Genomic DNA, 18,495 nt, shown 5'->3' with positions numbered 1-18,495 from the left:
GCCAAAGTAAGCATATGAAAACCATTCTGCCTGCTCTGATTTGCCTGCTGACGCTGTCCGCCTGTGGTCCGCTTTCTTTGTATTATCGCGAAGGTGAGAGCGTCTCGCGGATGCAGACCGAGACCACGAACTGTCAGGTGCAAGCCCTCAAGGACGCCCCTGTCGCCAATCAGGTCCGGCAGAGCCCGCCAGTCTATTGGCCTGGGCGCACCTATTGCGATGGCCGAGGACGCTGCTATCGCAACCCCGGATGGTGGGAGCCTGGGCGGGTCTATACCGTCGACGTGAATCAGGGGCTGAGAAACAAGGTCGAGGCGCAGTGCATGGCCCAAAAGGGCTATCGCCCGGTCAGCCTTCCGCCTTGCAAACAGGGTGTCAAATCGCGGGTCACGCCCACGCGCACCACGACGCTCCCGCCGCTGAACAGCGCGTCCTGTTTCGTGAAATTTGACGACGGGTCATTTCAGATCGTCACTCCGGGACAAGCCGGCTGATTTGCGACGCCGCGCCAGCAGCAGATGCGCTATGATCGCGATGCTATAGAACGCGGCGACGGCTACAAACATGCCAGCCTCATCGACGCCCAGCAATATCGCCAGCAATACCGGGGTTCCAAGCAGGTTTCCGGCATTGCCCATCTGCGCCATCGCACCATAACTCAGGGCTTGGGCTTCGGTGGTATCGTTTAACTCTGGCACTGCGGCGAAGCTGCCGCCCTGTACAAGCCCGAGCACGGCAAACAAGGCGATACATCCGAACGTAAGGGGCGCCCCCAGAAACAATGCGATGATCGTCGCGATCCCCAGCACAAAGCCCAGATTGACGACGCTGACGCAGGACAGGACGGTCAACAGCAAGGGCACCAGCAGCCATGACAGTACAATCCCTGCCAGGGGCATAAGTGCTGCAATCGATGCACCCTGCCCTTCGGGTAAACGACCCGGCAGGATCGCTAACAGAGAAACAAATGTCAGCGTGTAAAAGAACCAGCCAATTGCCGGGGCCGAAATAAAGGGTGAGCGGTAGGTCCTGATATGCACATCAAGGAAGGCGGAGAGCCCCCACCCGGTACCCTCCGTCTGGCCCATGTCGGTTTTCAGATTGCTAAGCGCGATCAGCGCGGCGATCAGCAGCATCAGACCCCCGTGCATGGCAAAGTATGTGGGCAGTCCGAAACGATCGACGATGGGCAGCCCAACCCAAGCGTTTAATGCGAATGCAACGCCAAAGAATGTACTCCACAGCACCATGGAATTATACCGCGCCCGACCGGATGTGATCTGAGCAATCAGCGTCGGTGCCGCCACCACAATCGCAAGATGGGACAGCCCCTCGATCACCCGGCTGAGCAGCATCAGTTGAAAAACCGGCAAGCTTGCTTGCAGCAAAGATAACGCGCCACCGAGCACAAGCCCTAATAGCAATAGACGATTTGGCCCAATACGCGCTGTGATCGCTCCGGATATCGCGCCCAAAGCAGCCCCCATTAGACTGATAATGGACAGCAACCAGCCGATCACGGCAGCGTTGTCCGGGTACAACAGCCCCACATCAGAAAATGGTACGGCAATCTTTGCAAATTGGGTTGCCGCACCGAGGCCAGCAAACCAGATCAGCATGACCTGCAAGAATGTACGAAAAGAGTCACTCATGCAGCCGGTCTATCGCGCCTAACCTGCCAGCGGAACGCATAAATTATGCGGTGACTTCGCGCCGCCCGCTGACCAGACGGACCGGAGTGCCATCACCCAGATACAACCGCTCCCACACGATTTGCCCGGCGCTGATCCTGATTTGATCATGCACAGCCTCGGAAGTCAGAAACGCTTTGGGTGAAGGCGAATGCAAATCCCACCAGCCATCGTTCTGCAGTTCTGCTTCGGCTTGTCGGATCTCATCCGTTGCAAATTGCCAAAGCGACACGCCCAGCAAGGCGCGCTGTGAGGTCTTCCAATCCAGCGCCCGGCTGCCCGAATAAGCAAGGCAGATATGGCTGGCCTCTTCGACAAGGTGCAAGCACTCTGCCGAATGAACGACCAGACGTTTCAGCGCAGAATCCTGCACCCGAACCGGCCCCAACGCTGCAAAAACGGACTGTTGAATATGTGGCGATGGCGTTTGACCCCCGTTTTCCCACCGGGAAATCGTGGTTTGGTCGACTTCAATCAGATCTGCGAGGGCGGATTGCTTAAGTCCAACCGATCGCCGCAACCGCTTCAACCGTTTACCAAAGGCGGGAAAACCGATGGAAACGGCTACGGTCTTCTTATTCGGCGCGGTACTCACTCGGCTGGTTCGGGCTCGTCAATTTGAGCCACCCGCGCACCGGATTTGTTCGAGGTCACTACGCCCAGCGACTTGAGCTTGCGATGCAAGGCGCTGCGTTCCATGCCGACAAAACTGGCCGTGCGGCTTATGTTGCCACCAAACCGATTGATCTGGGTCAGCAAATATTCACGCTCGAACGCTTCGCGCGCCTCACGCAGCGGCAGCGTCGCCAGTGCGCCAGACAGTACCACGCGCCCGGACTCGTCGGATTTCTCTTCTTCGTTGGGCAACTCGCGGGCCTCGATCGGGCCAGTGCTGTCGCCTAGGATCAGCACCCGCTCGATCAGGTTCTTCAGCTGACGCACATTGCCCGGCCATGTCATCGTTTGTAGCAAAGCAATAGCCTCATCCGACAGCTCGCGCATCGGCAGACCCTGTGTATCGTTGCACACCTCGATGAAATGTTGCGCCAGAACCGGGATGTCCTCTCGCCGTTCCTCCAGCGAGGGAACCGCAATCGGCACCACATTCAGCCGGTGATACAGTTCTTCGCGGAACCGTTCGGCGGCGATCTCTTCTTCCAGATCGCGGTTGGTCGAGGAAATGACCCGCAGATCAACCCGCACCTTGTCAGAGCCACCAACACGCTGGAATTGCTGATCAACCAACACGCGAAGAATCTTGGACTGCGTCCCCAGCGGCATGTCAGCGACTTCGTCGAAGTAGACAACGCCGCCATGCGCCTCTTCCAGCAGGCCTGACTCGATTCCGCGCTCAGACGATTCTCGTCCGAACAGAACCTCTTCAACCCTCTCAGGTTCAATCCCCGCACAATTGACCGTCACAAATGGGGCATTCGCCCGGTTGGAATGGGCATGGATATAGCGCGCGGCAATTTCCTTGCCCGACCCAGCCGGCCCGCTGAGCATAACCCGGCCATTCGACTTTGTTACCTTGTCCAACTGCCCCTGCATCGCGCGGAACGACGCAGAATTGCCAATCATGTCTGAACAGCTGACTTCCTGCCGCTTCAGCGAGGCATTCTCGCGACGCAGGCGCGAGGTTTCCATCGCACGGCGGATCACCACCATCAACTGGTCAATGTTAAAGGGCTTTTCGATAAAGTCGTACGCCCCCTGCTTGATAGCCGCCACTGCAATCTCGATATTGCCATGTCCGGAAATGATCACCACCGGAACATCCGGGTTGTCCCGTTTTACAGCTTTCAGGATGTCGATCCCGTCCATTCGACTGTCTTTCAGCCAGATATCCAGGATCAACAGCCCCGGAGGTTCGGCATTGATCGACGACATGCACTCATCCGAGTTTGCCGCCAGCCGAGTTGAATAGCCTTCGTCCTCCAGAATGTCGGACACCAATTCGCGAATATCGCGTTCGTCATCTACGATCAGAATGTCGCTCATCTTTGGCCTGCTTTCAGTTTGTTTGTTTTAATCGCCTGTTTTTCCGGCGCATTTGTCGGGCCGCCTGAGGCCCCGGGTAGACGAATGACAGCCATTGCGCCGAAATGGTCCTGTCCGTCGAATGTGGGCGCGTCTTCCAATGTCAGCGCTCCGCCATGTTCTTCGATGATCTTCTTTACGATGGGCAGGCCAAGGCCGGTGCCTTCGTCACGCGTGGTCACATAAGGTTCGAACAGCCGTGCCCTGTCCTCGGGCAGACCGATGCCATTGTCCGCAATGGTGATCTGCGTTCCTGCATCGTCAGTGGAGACAACGACTTTGATCTGAGGTTTCAGATTGTCCGGTGCGCCTTTTTCTTTCAGCGTTTCAATAGCCTCGCCCGCGTTCTTGATCAGGTTCGTCAACGCCTGGCTCAACATGGTCGAATCCACATCCGCCAAAATGGGCTGTTTAGGTAAGTCCGCATCGATCTGAACATCAGGCTGACCCGCCTGCTGCAACAGAACCGCCTCACGCACTAGCGTCACGATATTCTCTTCACGCCGTTCCGGTTCGGGCATGCGTGCGAATTTCGAGAACTCGTCAACAATCCGCCGCAGATCATTGGTCTGCCGCACGATCACGTCGGTCATCGATTCCAGGCTATCGCAATCGTCCTCGTCCAGCTTGCGCGAGAATTTGCGTTTGATTCGCTCGGCGCTCAGTTGGATCGGTGTCAGCGGATTCTTGATCTCATGCGCAATGCGACGGGCCACATCACCCCACGCCGCCATGCGCTGCGCGCTTACCAGATCGGTCACGTCATCAAAGGCCACAACGTAGCCTTCCAGCCTTCCATCCTCGCCACGCCGCGTCGCCATGCGTACCAGTAAGTTCTCCAACCGGCCTTTACGGGTTACCTTGATCTCCCCCTGAACCGCCTCTTGCCCGCTGTCCTTAAGGGCTTCGAACAAAGGCAAAAATTCGGGAACAGCGATGCCGATAGCCAGGTTCTGCTCTCCACCAGACCAGCCCAGAAGACGTTCGGCGGATCGGTTCACGAAGGTCACACAGCCCTCTGAATCAACGCCAACGACACCGGATGTCACCGAGCTTAGAACTGAATCAAACAGCCGCCTTCGACGTTCGATATGGCGGGTGTTTTCCAACAGCGTGTCGCGCTGCCCCTTCAACTGACGAGTCATCTGGTTGAAGTAGCGGCCCAGCATCGCGATTTCGTCATCGCTGGCCTCTTCGATGACCTGAACACTCAGATCACCAGCACCAACGCGCTGCGCCGCCGTTGTCAGCCGTCCAACAGGGCGAGAAAGACGTTCGGCGAACCACATGCCCAGCGACATCGCGGCCAGAATCAGGATCACAGCAAAGCCGAGATAAAGAAGGCCGAATTCGAACAGGACCCTGCCCCGCTCACTTTCCAATTGGCTGTAGAACTGTGCTGTCTCTTTGGTTTCATCAAGCAGGGTCAGAAGCTGCCCATCAACCTCGCGACTGACATAGAGATACCGGTCAAGATAGGCGTGCAAAGGAACAAGCGCGCGGAATTCGCTGTTCTCCCAATCGGCAATGATGGCCACGCCCTGATCATTGGCCTCGATCATCTCTTCGGGGGTTGGTGCCTCGTAGTCGAACAGGTAGGACCGATCACCGCGCGATCGGATTTCGGCGCTGCCATCGATCACATAGGCCTCTCGCAAACCGCGTTGTATCTGGGCCTGCCCCTGGGCCAGAACCTCTCGCAATTCGGCGTCTGAGACAAAATAATCCAACGATCGCGCGTTATCGAGGAAACGCGCCAGAACAACCGCATCCTGCGTCAGGCCCTCGCGGTGTTCCTGTTCGTAAGCTTCGGCTGCAGTTAGTGACGACCCAACCACCTGCCGCACACGGTCCGAGAACCAACCTTCAAGGCCGATATTCACCGTCAGCCCGGCGAAAATCGCCACGGTGACCGTCGGCACCAAAGCCAACAGCGTGAAAGCGCCGATCAGGCGCAGGTGAAGACGGGAGCCCGCAGATTTCGCGCGACGTGCGGCGATCAGACTGAACAATTGGCCCAACACCAGCGCAGCTACGACCAGCACGTAGACCAGATCAGCCAACAAAATCAGCCGCAGCGTCGGTGCCGCCGCGCCAAGATCAAAAGGGCCAATGACGAGATAGGTTGCAAGCGCCAGAACCGGGCCCAGTATAACCAATCCCAATGTACTGAAATTGCGCATCCTCCGGGACTTGCGCCACCGGTTAATCGATAAGATCGGCCCGTTCTGTGCCCGGGTTGCCACCGTCTGCCCTCATTCTGATGTGCCGCTTGCGCGGCTTACCGCCATATATCGTGGTCGTTCCCGGGGTCGAACCCGAATGCCACTGTTTGTGTGGCGATATTACATCAGTTTGCGACGGCGTGTCACCTGAATATCGAGGTCAGTAATCTTTTTCCGCAGCGTATTCCGGTTAATCCCCAGAAGATCAGCACATTTTGCCTGATTTCCACCAGTCGCATCCAGCGCGATTTCGATTAACGGTGCCTCGACCTCGCGTAGAATACGTTGATAGAGGCCGGGAGGCGGCAGGATGTTTCCGTGCAGATCAAAATACCGGCGCAGGTGACGACCAACCGAAGATGACAGCTTCTCACGCTCGCCATCACCCAGAACTGGTTCGGCCTCGGGCTGGCTACCCAGCACCATCTCAACTTCGGTGCGCGAGATTTCATCAGAACGGCTGGTTAGACCAAGACGCCGGATCGCATTTTCAAGCTGTCGGACATTGCCGGGCCAGGAATACCGGCGCACCAACTCGACCGCTTCGGGGCTGAGACGACGCTGCGCGCCGCTTTCCCGCTCCTCCCGCGCCAGAAAGTGATCGGTCAGCAAGGTGATATCATCAACCCGCTCGCGCAACGCAGGCACGTAGATCGTCGCACCGCAGAGACGGTAATAGAGATCTTGTCGTACGCGACCACTTTCCATCGCGTCGGTCAGATCTGATTGACTTGTGGCCATGAAACGCGGCACGTGATCGCCCGGCGTGTCCATCATGCGCACGATACGGGCCTGAATCTCATCATCAATATCGGCAATTTCATCGATCAGCAGCGTACCACCACGTACGCGCGCCATAACCCGTGCCGGGCCTTCCAAATCGCTCAGATCGGCAGCAGTCACGGTGACAAAGGGCAGTGTCCTTCGGTCAGAGAAATCGTGAATAGCGCGTGCTATCAGAGATTTACCCGTCCCACTTTCACCACAAATCATCACAGACAGATCCGTGTTCATCACCCGAGCGACCAGACGATAAAGCGACTGCATCACCGAGGTGCGCCCGACAAGCGGCAGTTCATCAGGTCGGTCTTCGCTGGCCATCACCGGCTCAGCCTGTACCCGCTGCTTTTGATCCAGCGCCCTCGCGGTGCGCTTCATCAGATCGGGCAAATCGAAAGGCTTTGGCAGATAATCGTAAGCTTCCGCCTCAGCCGCCTGAATGGCTGTCATGATGGTGTTCTGGGCCGAGATCACGATGACCGGCAAACCGGGACGGTCCTGCGCGATCTTTGGCAGCATCTCCAACCCGTTTCCATCCGGCATTACCACATCCGAGATCACAACGTCGCCCTTGCCTTCGGCCACCCAGCGCATCAGCGTGGTCAGCGAAGATGTCGCGTGAACCTTGCACCCCGCCCGCGTCAGGGCCTGTGTCAGAACCGTGCGGATCGTGCGGTCGTCATCGGCAACCAGAACTGTGCCATCCATCAGATGCTCTCCTTTTCATACGCGTCGTTCGGTGCACGCCGCAGGGACAGTCGAAAACTAGTGCGTCCGGGCACAGATTCAGCCGAAATCCAGCCGTCGTGGTCGGAAACGATCTTGCTGACCAGCGCCAGCCCAAGCCCGGTGCCGTTCTCCTTACCTGACACGAAGGGGTCGAAAATATCACTGCGAATATTTTCCGGCAGGCCCGGCCCATCATCAATAATCTCGATCTGCAGAGGCAGCGAATGACCCGAACCGTCACTGCGCCGCAGTCGGAATGAATGCTCAAAATAGGTACGCAGCCGGATTGTACCGTTGCCATCAGCAGCTTCCGAAGCGTTTTTGAGCAAGTTCAGAACCACCTGCAGGAACTGATCCGGGTCCCCATAGGCCAAGGGCAGCGAGGGGTCGTAATCCTCGATAATCGTCATATGCGCGCCAAAACCCAACAGCGCTGACCTGCGCGCGCGATCCAGTACATCGTGGATATTGACCGGTTTGAAATCGGGTTGAGACAGGTTGCCGAATTGTTCTACCTGCTCCAACAACTTCACGATGCGGCGGCTTTCCTCAACGATAAGGTCAGTGAGCTCAAGATCTTGCTGCGAAATATTCATGCTGAGCAATTGCGCCGCACCGGTGATCCCTGCCAAAGGGTTCTTGATCTCATGCGCCAGCATCTCGGCCATACCAATCGCAGACTGCGCTGCCGATTTCACAGTGTTGCCACGGGTCATCCGACCGGCCAGTTCGCGCGGCGAGATGATCATGATCATTGAACCGGGATGCCCCATCAGCGGTGCGATTTGCAGCGCACATTGCAGCGGCGCGCGATTGCCCGACCCAACGTCCACATCGTTCACGAACAACGGTGTACCTTGTTGACGCGCGCGCAGAAACGCCTCTTCCAACGGCGCGTCAACCGCGAGTTGATCCCAGACCGGGTGTCCAATCACTGCCTTGCGGGAGGCGTTCAGAAACCCCTCACCCGAGGAGTTGACGTCCGATATCCGATCTCCGGCATCGATAATGAACGCCGGAACCGGAAGCGAGGTCCAGATGCTCTGGTCAGAGGTCATGCTGCTGCCTCCGCCGTGCCACTAAGCGCATCTGCCAAAAGCCGTAACACCTCATTGGTGTCGCGGGATGTCAGGACAGCCCGCCGCAAGGTGGCGGGTGTTCCGGCCTCATCCATGTACCAACCGAGATGTTTGCGTGCGACGCGCAGGCCCAGATCGGTACCGTAGAACTCCAGCATCGCCAGATAGTGGCCACGCACCATCTCGATCAGTTCAGTGCCCGTGGGAATGGTTGGAGAAGCAGCGCTATAGAGATCATGGCAAATCTGCGCCAGCAGCCAGGGCTTGCCCTGCGCCCCACGACCTATCATGACGCCATCGGCCCCGGACTGATTCAGCGCGATTTGCGCGGCCTCGGTATCGACGATGTCACCGTTTGCGATGACAGGGATCGAGACGGCTTCTTTCACCGCACGGATCGCCCGCCAATCTGCCCGGCCTTTATAGAATTGACAGCGCGTACGCCCATGGATGGTCACCATCCGGATGCCTGCGTCCTGCGCACGCCGCGCCACATCCGGCGCGTTCAGCAGATTGTCATCCCAGCCTAGCCGCGTTTTCAGCGTAACAGGCAAATCAACTGCACCCACAACGGCCTCGATCAGCGTCAGTGCATGGTCCGGAGTTTTCAACAAAGCCGAACCGGAATAGCCATTGGTTACCTTCTTTGCTGGGCAACCCATATTGATATCGATCACGCGCGCGCCCCGGTCAGCGACTTGCCGGGCGGCCTCGGCCATCCAATGCGCCTCGCGTCCGGCCAATTGCACTGCGGTGTTTTCCACATCCGCCGACAGCTCGGCCCGTTCACGTACGCCTGGTTTGGCCTGTACCATCTCTTGGCTGGCGACCATTTCGCTGACCACCAAGCCCACGCCGAAGCGCATCACAAGGTCCCTAAAAGGCCGGTCGGTGATTCCGGCCATTGGCGCCAACAGCACCGGAGGGGTCAGATCCTTTTCACCAAGACGCAGGGTCAATGTGCTTAATCCTTGAGCAGTTGCGCATTTGATATCGAAATTGCGGCATATGAACAATAAAACGGGAGCATTCAAGCCCGCAAAATCATCATATGCTTATTTTTTAAGCAAATTGACGCGGGTGATTGCCTCTGCATTCACCGCCCCCTAAACAATGCCCCAATCAGGAGACCTTTCAGATGACCACAGCCGCCATCATCGTCGCCGCCGGGCGCGGCCAGCGCGCCGGAGGCGGAGTGCCCAAACAGTGGCGTGCGTTGAGCGGGAGGCGCGTGGCCGATTGGGCGATTGACCGCTTCGAAGGGTTGGTTGATCACGTCGTTTTGGTGCTGGCCGAAGAGGACACAGCCGTTTGGGAAGAATTCAGCGCGACAAACCTGATCCTTGCACCCGGCGGTGCAGACCGCGCCGGATCAGTGCGCAACGGGTTGCAGGCTTTGGAAGCGTACAGCGTTGAAAAGGTTTTGATACATGATGTTGCCCGACCCTGCGTCAGCGCTCGGATAATCGGCGATGTTCTGAAAGCACTCGACACGCATGCGGCAGCTGCTCCAGGCTTGGCCGTCACGGATGCGCTCTGGACAGGCGACGGTTCAGTGGTCACAGGAACGCAGGATCGATCCGGCCTTTACGCTGCGCAGACACCGCAGGGATTTCATTATGTCACAATCACCGCCGCCCATTCAGCCCATCCCGGAGGTGCAGCGGATGATGTAGAAGTCGCGCGCGCTGCGGGAATCGAAGTCGCGATTATTCCGGGCGATGCGGATAACCTGAAAATCACACGGCCCGAGGATTTCGCCCGGGCCGAACGTACAATGGGTATGAATATGGATGTAAGGCTGGGCAACGGCTACGACGTGCACCGCTTTGGTGACGGAGATCACGTGATCCTCTGCGGTGTGAAGGTGCCGCACAATCGTGGGCTCCAAGGTCACTCCGATGCAGATGTGGGGATGCACGCGGTCACCGACGCGATCTATGGCGCCCTGGCGCGGGGTGATATCGGACAGCATTTTCCGCCCTCCGATCCGCAGTGGAAAGGTGCAGCGAGTGAAATTTTTCTGCGCCACGCAGTCGAATTGGCTGGGCAGTTGGGCTATGAGATCTCGAATGTCGACTGCACACTGGTCTGCGAATTTCCCAAGATCGGCCCTCATGCCGATACCATGCGTGCCGAAATGGCACGGATCATGGGCTTGCGCACCGATCAGGTCTCGGTCAAGGCCACCACATCCGAACGGCTGGGCTTTACCGGTCGCAGCGAAGGCATTGCCTCGCTCGCAACTGCCTGTCTGGTGAAGTCATGACAGCGGCTCGTCTAATCGGAACCGTCTGCGGCGTCGGTTACCTCCGCCCTGCCCCCGGCACCTGGGGATCGCTGGCTGCTTTGCCGCTGGCATGGGTTCTGCATACGCTGGGTGGCTTCCCCTTGCTGGTCATCTCAACACTCGCGGTTTTCTTCGGGGGCCTGTGGGCTACGCAAGTGATGACAGCTGGACAAGATGACCACGACCCGTCCGAAATTGTCATTGATGAAGTCGCGGGCCAGTTCATCGCGATATGGGCGATTTCCTACTCGTCTTGGGCGCATGGGATCGACATCACAGCGCTCTGGCCCGGCTGGATCGCGGGTTTTCTCTTGTTCCGCCTCTTCGACATTACCAAACCCGGTCCCATTGGCTGGGCCGACCGGCGTGGAGATCCGATGGGTGTCATGCTGGATGATGTGATCGCTGGCGTCTTTGCGGCCATCGGTGTGGTCGTCCTCGCCGGTATCTCACATGGAGTCATGGGTCTATGACCGTTGTCGACCTGCTGGATCGCGCCAAGGCGCAGGGCATGATGATCGCCACTGCTGAAAGCTGTACCGGCGGTATGGTCGCCGCTGCACTGACTGACATCCCTGGCAGCTCTGCCGTGGTTGAGCGCGGCTTTGTCACCTACACCAACACCGCAAAGCAAGAGATGCTGGGCGTGCGCGCCGATACGCTTGAGACATGTGGCGCAGTTTCAGAAGAAGTCGCCCAAGAAATGGCCAATGGCGCCCTGCGGAATTCGCGGGCGCAGTTGGCGGTCTCGATCACCGGCATCGCGGGCCCCGGCGGGTCCGAACACAAACCCGAAGGCCGCGTATGCTTTGGCCTCGCTGCACAGGGTCAACCGACCCGAACCGAGACCGTGGAATTCGGAGCGCAGGGACGGGATAACGTACGTCGCGCTGCGCGGGACCACGCTTTGACCCTTTTGAGAGACGCTCTTGCTGATCTGGCTCAGACCTAAGAATACCTGCAGTCTACAGCGCATCATTTCGAATACTGGGCGCTGTATACAGTTACTGCGCGGCAGCCTACGCATTTGTGACGGCAATGGTGGTTGCGCTTCTTACCTCGCCTCGCATACACGTCGATACCGAGATTGAAGGCACGGTCTTGCCGATTGCGGAAAGCGAGCCTGAGAAATGAGCAGTCAAGCCCACCTTGGCTGCTCTGCCCGCAAGGGCATCAAGCGGACCTCTTGGGGGTCCGCTTTTCTTTTAGCGTGCCCTCTCGACTCTGGGCCGGGGGTCAGGCTATCAGCCTGCGACACCCTTTCAGCCCAGAGGTTTGCGCCATGATCCCCAGTTCCTTCCCCGACAGCACCGAAATCGCCCGCCTGACCGCACGGATGCTGCTGGAGATCAAAGCCGTACACTTTAATTCCCGCGAACCTTTCACGCTGGCCAGCGGTCTACCAAGCCCGACCTATATCGATTGCCGCAAGCTGATCTCGTACCCGCGCATCCGCTCGACCCTGATGGACTTCCTGACGGTTACCGTGATGCGCGACGCGGGGTTCGAAGCGTTTGACAATATCGCCGGTGGCGAGACAGCAGGTATTCCCTTCGCTGCAATGGTGGCCGAGCGCATGTCACTGCCAATGACCTACGTGCGGAAGAAACCCAAAGGCTACGGCCGGAACGCCCGCATCGAAGGCGCGATGAGCGAGGGTGAGCGGGTACTGCTGGTTGAAGACCTGACCACCGATGGAGGCTCAAAACTGTCCTTTGTCGACGCGATCCGCGAAACCGGTGCGACCTGTGGGCATACGGCTGTGATCTTCTATTATGGTATTTTCCCCGAAACCGAGAAAACGCTGGGCGATCACGGCGTAAAATTGCACTCGCTTTGTACTTGGTGGGATGTTTTGGCGGAAGCCAAAGCGCAAAAGGCGTTTGACGAAGAGACGCTTGATGGCGTCGAGGCCTTCCTGAACGACCCGCGCGGTTGGCAGGACGCACATAAAAGCTGACGTTGCGCAAACTGTTTTCAGAATGGAAACACTGACCGCTGCATCGATCGCTTCATCCACAAGATGTTGACGCAACCCTGCCTCATCCTTCAATATGATGGGGCAGAGAGATATGCACAGCATATCCCCAGAAAACATACAATTTGCGCCGACTCACAGGGCCGCGCTATGGCCTCTGTCCACGGGACAAAGAGAACAGCAATGAACGAGATCAGCAGTATCGAGCAGGCCGCCGCACAGATTCAGAACCCAGAAACAATGCCGCACTCCATCGAGGCCGAGCAGCAGCTTCTGGGTGCGATTCTGACGAATAACGATCTGTATGATCGGGTCGCATCGATTATTGGGGCCGAGCATTTCTATGATCCGGTTCATGCGCGCATCTACGAAGTCGCGTCGACCCGTATCGCTAAAAATGCGCTGGCTTCACCCGTCACGCTGAAGTCTTTCATGGCCGAGGATGAGGGCCTGAAGGAACTGGGCGGTCCGGCCTATCTGGTCAAGCTTGCCGGTGCCTCGATCAGTGCCTTTGCGGTGCATGACTACGCCCAAATGATCTATGACCTCGCCATTCGGCGCGAGCTGATCCGGCTGGGCCGGGACATTTCAGACAAGGCTGCGAGGGTCGATGTCAGCAGCGAGCCCAAAGAGCAAATCGTCGAGGCCGAGCAACAACTTTATCAGTTATCCGAGCAGGGCCAGACCGAACAGGGTTTTCAATCCTTCCTCAAGGCGGTCACAGAAGCCGTCAACGTCACCAACGAGGCGTACCAACGCGGTGGCGGCATGGCGGGGATTTCCACCGGTCTGGCCGATCTCGACAAGCAATTGGGTGGCCTGCACCCGTCCGACCTGATCATTTTGGCCGGGCGTCCGTCGATGGGTAAGACATCGCTGGCAACAAACGTCGCATTTAACGTGGCCAAGGCCTACAAGCGCGGCACCAAGCCGGACGGCTCTGAAGGTGCGATCGACGGCGGTGTGGTTGGGTTCTTTTCACTCGAAATGAGCGCCGAGCAACTTGCGGGCCGGGTTCTGGCCGAGGCTTCCGAGATTTCCAGTCACAAAATCCGCCAGGGCGACATGACCGAGTCCGAGTTCCGCCGCTTCGTGGACGCCGCGAAAGAACTGGAAGCCTGCCCGCTGTTCATTGATGACACCCCCGCCCTGCCAATCTCGCAACTCGCTGCCCGTGCACGGCGGCTGAAGCGGACGCACGGGCTGGATTTGCTGGTGATCGACTACCTTCAGCTCTGCCGCGGAATGGCCGACAACCGGGTCAACGAAATCGCCGAGATTTCGATGGGCATGAAAGCCATCGCCAAGGAACTCAACATCCCGGTCATCGCATTGTCACAGCTCAGCCGACAGGTAGAAAGCCGTGACGACAAACGCCCGCAGCTGTCTGACCTGCGGGAATCGGGCTCGATCGAACAGGATGCCGACGTTGTGATGTTCGTGTTCCGCGAGGAATACTATAAGGAACGCGAAAAACCCGGCGATCACGAGTTGGAAAAGATGGAAGAGTGGAAACAGGCCATGGAGCGCCTGCATGGCAAGGCCGAGGTCATCGTCGGCAAGCAGCGCCACGGCCCCATCGGCACGGTCGAGCTGTCGTTCGAAGCTCAGTTCACCCGATTTGGCAATCTGGTCAAACCTTGGCAACAGGACAGCCAGATCGAGGGCTATTGATCCCTTGACCAGCCCGGTCCGATGTGTACGGATCGGGCCATGCAAGCTTGTCTCAATCCCCTACCCCGGCGCGTGATTCTGGCGCGTCATTTCGGGCATCGCCGCAAACGCTTTGCGGGATAGACCGGGGGCATTTTTGCCCCTGCAATCTTCCCAATATAAGCGAGAGAGACATGACTGAGTTCACAGAGATCCCCGTTATTCGTCTGGGTGCACGCCCTGATGAGGAAATCGCGGCCGAGTTTCGTTCGGCCTACGGCACGACTGGTTTCGGCTATATCGAAGATCACGGAATAGACCCGCAGCTGATGCGCGATGTGTTCGAAGCCTCAAAACAGTTTCACGCGCTGCCGCTGGATCAAAAGCTGGCAATCGCAGTCGACCACACGCATCGCGGATACATCGTCATCAACACATCGACAGATGTGAACTCAACACTGGCCGATGTAAAAAAACCCAACCAATCCGCCAGCTTCATGATGATGCGCGAGGATGCTGGCGTTGATCCCGATATCTACCTCTCGGGTCCAAACCGATGGCCTGATCTACCGGATTTTCGCGACACCCTGGAAACCTACGTTAAGGCTATGTCGGCCCTTGGACGCAGATTGATGCATATCGCGCTGATCGCTTGCGAGGCGCAGGATTTCTCGGTCCTTTCCGCGTTTGATGAGCCTACATTCTGGCTGCGTCTGCTTCACTATCCTCCGCAAGCAAAGACCAGCCCCGATGATCTGTTCGGCTCGGCCCCGCACACTGATTTCGGATGCCTAACGCTGCTCGCTCAAGATCAGGTGGGCGGCTTGCAGGTCAAAACACCGTCAGGGCATTGGGTTGACGTTCCGTCCCGTCGCGACGCCTTTGTCGTCAATGTCGGGGATATGCTGCACCGGATGTCGAACGGCCGCCTGCTTTCGACGCCGCATCGGGTCATCAACCGTTCGGGCCGTGAACGATATAGCGTTCCGTTCTTCTTTGATCCTCATGTCAGCACAATCATCGAACCCCTACCCGGGACCGGCCAACCTCAGTTTAGCCCCTTATTATTTGCGGATTTCCTGCGTTCCGAGCTGGAAGCGGCCTATGAGGCGCATAAACCCGCCAAGAATTAAGGTGCTCCCCCCTTGACCTGGGCCAATCCTATGTGATGAACGGCGTTTATGAGTACCGCACATCTGACGATAAATCTGCACGCGCTCGCCCAGAACTGGCAGGCGCTTGACGCAAAGACCCAGGTTGAGACCGGCGCAGTGGTCAAAGCTGACGCTTACGGGTTAGGTGCCGGTCCGGTCGCCTCTGCGCTGGCTGAGGAAGGCGTTGCAAAATTCTTCGTCGCCGTTGCCGAGGAAGGCGTGGCCGTGCGTGAGGCTGTGGGCCCCGGCCCGTTGGTTGCGGTGTTTTCCGGACATATGGAGGGTGACACGGATCTGCTGCGCCAGCATGATCTCACGCCGTTGATCAACTCGCCCGAACAATTCAAGCGTCATCGTCAGGCCCTGCCCGATCATGGCTTTGGTATCCAGCTCGACAGCGGTATGAATCGCCTTGGGCTTGAGCCTGCGGACTGGGCCGAACTGCGGCACGAAGCTCTTGCCCTGGACCCGCTGGTCGTGATGTCGCATTTGGCCTGCGGGGATGAGCCTGAACACCCTATGAACCGCCAACAGTTGAACACGTTCAAACAGATGACCGATGGCGTCGACGCGCCGCGCTCGCTTGCGGCGACGGGTGGTACTCTGATGGGGCCGGAATTCCACTTTGACTTTTGCCGCCCAGGGATTGGCCTGTACGGCGGGATGCCCTTTGCCGGGGCCAAGCCGGTCGTCACCGTCGATCTGCCGGTGATTCAAGTGCGCGACGTCGCCGTGGGCGAGACCGTCGGCTACGGCAACAGCTGGAGCGCGCGCCGCCCGTCGAAGATTGCGACCGTTGCGGCCGGTTATGCCGACGGGCTGCATCGCGCCATTGGGGGCGGCATCGATACATTCGCTGGTGATCAGCCCTGCCCGGTGGTAGGACGTATCTCGATGGACCTGATCACCGTGGATGTGACTGACTTGCCGTATAAACCTGATCGCCTGCGTATCCTGAACGGGCACCAAACCGTCGATGATCTGGCCGAAGCCGCTGGCACCATCGGCTATGAAATTCTGACCTCGCTCGGCAGTCGCTTTTCGCGGGGCTACGTGGAATGAATCCCGTTTCATTGCTGGGTGAGCTGGGGCGTTCTATCCTGACCATGCTCGCCGCGTTTGGCCGCGTCGCGCTGTTCGCGCTCGACGCGGTTTCGCACATTTTTCGACCACCGTTTTATCCGCGCGAGTTCGGCATCGCCCTGCTGAATATCGGCTGGTTGTCCCTGCCCGTGGTCGGCCTGACCGCCATCTTCACCGGCGGCGCGTTGGCGTTGCAGATCTACGCAGGCGGCGCGCGTTTCAACGCCGAAGCCGTTGTGCCCCAGATCGTCGCCATAGGCATGGTGCGAGAGCTTGGCCCGGTGCTGGTCGGCCTGATGATCGCCGCCCGCGTGACGTCTTCGATCGCCGCCGAGATTGCGACGATGAAAGTGACCGAGCAGATCGACGCTCTGGTCACATTGTCCACCCATCCGATGAAATACCTCACCGCCCCACGCGTGCTGGCCGCCCTGATCACGGTTCCAGCGCTGGTCGGGGTCGGAGATATCATCGGGATCGCAGGCGGTTACACCGTTGCAACGCAAAATCTGGGCTTCAACCCGGCGGCCTATCTGAAAAACACCGTCGATTTCCTTGAAGCGCGGGATATCGTTTCGTCACTCGTCAAAGGTGCTGCATTCGGCGTGATCGCCGCCATTATGGGTTGCTATTACGGCATGTCCTCAGGCCGCGGCGCGCAGGGCGTGGGCCGCGCCACCAAGGGCTCGGTCGAGGCTGCTGCCGTGCTGATCCTCGCCGCCAATTTCGTTCTTACAGGGGTGTTCTTCTCGCTATGATCCGAATGGAGAACGTACATAAGGCCTTTGACGACAACCACGTCCTGCAAGGCATGAACCTTGAGATCCCCAAGGGCACCTCGATGGTCATCATCGGCGGTTCTGGAACTGGCAAATCCGTGGCGTTGAAATGTATCCTCGGCCTGATCAAACCCGACAGCGGCATGATCTACGTCGACGGCAAAGACGCCGCGAAAGGCGACCGCGATGCGTTTCTGGCCCGCTTTGGAATGCTGTTTCAGGGCGCGGCGCTGTTCGACTCGCTGCCCGTCTGGCAAAACGTCGCCTTCCGCCTGCTGCGCGGCTCGCTGAAACGCCCAGTCGATGAGGCGCGCGAGATCGCCATCGAGAAACTGCGCCGTGTGGGCCTGAAATCCAACGTCGCTGACCGGTTCCCGGCCGAGCTGTCGGGCGGCATGCAAAAACGCGTCGGCCTCGCCCGCGCCATCGCCGCCGAGCCCGAGATCATCTTTTTCGATGAGCCTACCACTGGCCTCGACCCCATCATGTCCGGCGTCATCAACGACCTGATCCGAGAAATCGTGACCGAGATGGGCGCCACCGCGATGACCATCACCCACGACATGAGCTCCGTCCGTGCCATCGCCGACAACGTAGCCATGCTGCACGGAGGCGTGATCCAGTGGACTGGCCCGGTCAGCCAGATGGACGCCTCAGGTGATCCCTATGTGGAGCAGTTCATCAGCGGGAGTGCCGAGGGGCCGATTGAGGCGGTGCGTTAAGCTCTCTCCGCCTCACGTTCCTGCTTTAACTGATAATACGCGCGCTTAGCGTAGTCATAGCGCAATAGATATTGCCCTGCGCTTATCACAAAGTCGGGGGTTTGAATGCGTATTGCATCAAACACTTGGCGAAGATGTGTTCCGGAAACCGGGATGTAGCCGGGATCTTCACCAGAAAACCTGTTGAATAGACGGCCACCAAACCATACCGCTCTTCTTCGTGCGCGATCCGTTTCGTAAAGTCGGAAATGCAAAACACCAAAGAGCTGCTCTCGGTCAAACGGCAACCTGT

The 18,495-nt window shown here is 58.3% G+C and carries 17 protein-coding genes; 10 read left to right on the top strand and 7 right to left on the bottom strand.

Going from position 1 to position 18,495, the window contains the following annotated elements:
- Positions 1 to 14: 14 nt before the first annotated feature.
- Complete coding sequence (locus tag ACR0AU_RS02260; protein WP_170732345.1) at positions 15 to 494, top strand: hypothetical protein; 480 nt, start codon at positions 15 to 17, stop codon at positions 492 to 494.
- Here ACR0AU_RS02260 and ACR0AU_RS02255 read toward each other — a convergent pair.
- The 7 genes from ACR0AU_RS02255 to dusB all read right to left on the bottom strand — a co-directional run bounded on the left by ACR0AU_RS02255 (position 459) and on the right by dusB (position 9,503).
- Entirely contained in the window at positions 459 to 1,652 is a 1,194-nt protein-coding gene (locus tag ACR0AU_RS02255; RefSeq protein WP_170732346.1) for an MFS transporter, read from the bottom strand. The two genes, ACR0AU_RS02260 and ACR0AU_RS02255, sit on opposite strands and share 36 nt — an antisense overlap.
- Before the next feature lie 43 nt (positions 1,653 to 1,695).
- Positions 1,696 to 2,286: a helix-turn-helix domain-containing protein gene (locus ACR0AU_RS02250; protein WP_170465307.1), complete on the bottom strand. Its 591-nt coding sequence runs from the start codon at positions 2,284 to 2,286 to the stop codon at positions 1,696 to 1,698.
- Positions 2,283 to 3,692, bottom strand: a complete 1,410-nt coding sequence (gene ntrX, locus ACR0AU_RS02245) for a nitrogen assimilation response regulator NtrX (RefSeq protein ID WP_170732348.1) — start codon at positions 3,690 to 3,692, stop codon at positions 2,283 to 2,285. The genes ACR0AU_RS02250 and ntrX overlap by 4 nt, the downstream gene beginning before the upstream one ends.
- The gene (locus tag ACR0AU_RS02240) at positions 3,689 to 5,914 is read right to left on the bottom strand and encodes a sensor histidine kinase NtrY-like (protein WP_480438593.1); all 2,226 of its coding nucleotides are present in this window, start codon (positions 5,912 to 5,914) and stop codon (positions 3,689 to 3,691) included. The genes ntrX and ACR0AU_RS02240 overlap by 4 nt, the downstream gene beginning before the upstream one ends.
- Positions 5,915 to 6,076: 162 nt before the next feature.
- Entirely contained in the window at positions 6,077 to 7,444 is a 1,368-nt protein-coding gene (locus ACR0AU_RS02235; protein WP_480795207.1) for a response regulator, read from the bottom strand.
- Entirely contained in the window at positions 7,444 to 8,523 is a 1,080-nt protein-coding gene (locus ACR0AU_RS02230) for a two-component system sensor histidine kinase NtrB (RefSeq protein ID WP_480795206.1), read from the bottom strand. Before ACR0AU_RS02230 ends, ACR0AU_RS02235 begins: the two co-directional genes overlap by 1 nt.
- Positions 8,520 to 9,503: a tRNA dihydrouridine synthase DusB gene (dusB, locus tag ACR0AU_RS02225; RefSeq protein ID WP_480795205.1), complete on the bottom strand. Its 984-nt coding sequence runs from the start codon at positions 9,501 to 9,503 to the stop codon at positions 8,520 to 8,522. Before dusB ends, ACR0AU_RS02230 begins: the two co-directional genes overlap by 4 nt.
- A gap of 179 nt (positions 9,504 to 9,682) precedes the next feature.
- Between dusB and ACR0AU_RS02220 the strand changes: the two genes are divergently transcribed.
- The 9 genes from ACR0AU_RS02220 to ACR0AU_RS02180 all read left to right on the top strand — a co-directional run bounded on the left by ACR0AU_RS02220 (position 9,683) and on the right by ACR0AU_RS02180 (position 18,203).
- Positions 9,683 to 10,813 carry a bifunctional 2-C-methyl-D-erythritol 4-phosphate cytidylyltransferase/2-C-methyl-D-erythritol 2,4-cyclodiphosphate synthase gene (locus tag ACR0AU_RS02220; RefSeq protein ID WP_480795204.1) on the top strand — a complete coding sequence of 377 codons (1,131 nt, stop codon included), beginning with the start codon at positions 9,683 to 9,685 and terminating at the stop codon, positions 10,811 to 10,813.
- Positions 10,810 to 11,307 carry a phosphatidylglycerophosphatase A family protein gene (locus tag ACR0AU_RS02215; RefSeq protein WP_480795203.1) on the top strand — a complete coding sequence of 166 codons (498 nt, stop codon included), beginning with the start codon at positions 10,810 to 10,812 and terminating at the stop codon, positions 11,305 to 11,307. Before ACR0AU_RS02220 ends, ACR0AU_RS02215 begins: the two co-directional genes overlap by 4 nt.
- A complete protein-coding gene (locus tag ACR0AU_RS02210) occupies positions 11,304 to 11,786 on the top strand; it encodes a CinA family protein (RefSeq protein WP_170732356.1) in 483 nt (160 codons plus the stop codon). The genes ACR0AU_RS02215 and ACR0AU_RS02210 overlap by 4 nt, the downstream gene beginning before the upstream one ends.
- A 330-nt stretch (positions 11,787 to 12,116) precedes the next feature.
- Positions 12,117 to 12,794: an orotate phosphoribosyltransferase gene (locus ACR0AU_RS02205; RefSeq protein WP_170732358.1), complete on the top strand. Its 678-nt coding sequence runs from the start codon at positions 12,117 to 12,119 to the stop codon at positions 12,792 to 12,794.
- A gap of 201 nt (positions 12,795 to 12,995) precedes the next feature.
- Positions 12,996 to 14,486, top strand: coding sequence for a replicative DNA helicase (locus ACR0AU_RS02200; RefSeq protein ID WP_170421945.1), 1,491 nt, complete (start codon positions 12,996 to 12,998; stop codon positions 14,484 to 14,486).
- A 173-nt stretch (positions 14,487 to 14,659) separates the two neighbouring features.
- Positions 14,660 to 15,598: a 2OG-Fe(II) oxygenase family protein gene (locus tag ACR0AU_RS02195; protein ID WP_170732359.1), complete on the top strand. Its 939-nt coding sequence runs from the start codon at positions 14,660 to 14,662 to the stop codon at positions 15,596 to 15,598.
- Positions 15,599 to 15,646: 48 nt separating this feature from the next.
- Positions 15,647 to 16,681, top strand: coding sequence for an alanine racemase (alr, locus tag ACR0AU_RS02190; RefSeq protein ID WP_170421950.1), 1,035 nt, complete (start codon positions 15,647 to 15,649; stop codon positions 16,679 to 16,681).
- A complete protein-coding gene (locus ACR0AU_RS02185; RefSeq protein WP_170396831.1) occupies positions 16,678 to 17,460 on the top strand; it encodes an MlaE family ABC transporter permease in 783 nt (260 codons plus the stop codon). The genes alr and ACR0AU_RS02185 overlap by 4 nt, the downstream gene beginning before the upstream one ends.
- Positions 17,457 to 18,203, top strand: a complete 747-nt coding sequence (locus ACR0AU_RS02180; protein ID WP_170626863.1) for an ATP-binding cassette domain-containing protein — start codon at positions 17,457 to 17,459, stop codon at positions 18,201 to 18,203. The genes ACR0AU_RS02185 and ACR0AU_RS02180 overlap by 4 nt, the downstream gene beginning before the upstream one ends.
- Positions 18,204 to 18,495 lie beyond the last annotated feature (292 nt).

Source organism: Ruegeria sp. CG1 (assembly GCF_056537265.1).
The sequence above is the reverse complement of the archived record's forward strand: the minus strand, read 5'-3'. Positions and strand labels throughout refer to the sequence as shown.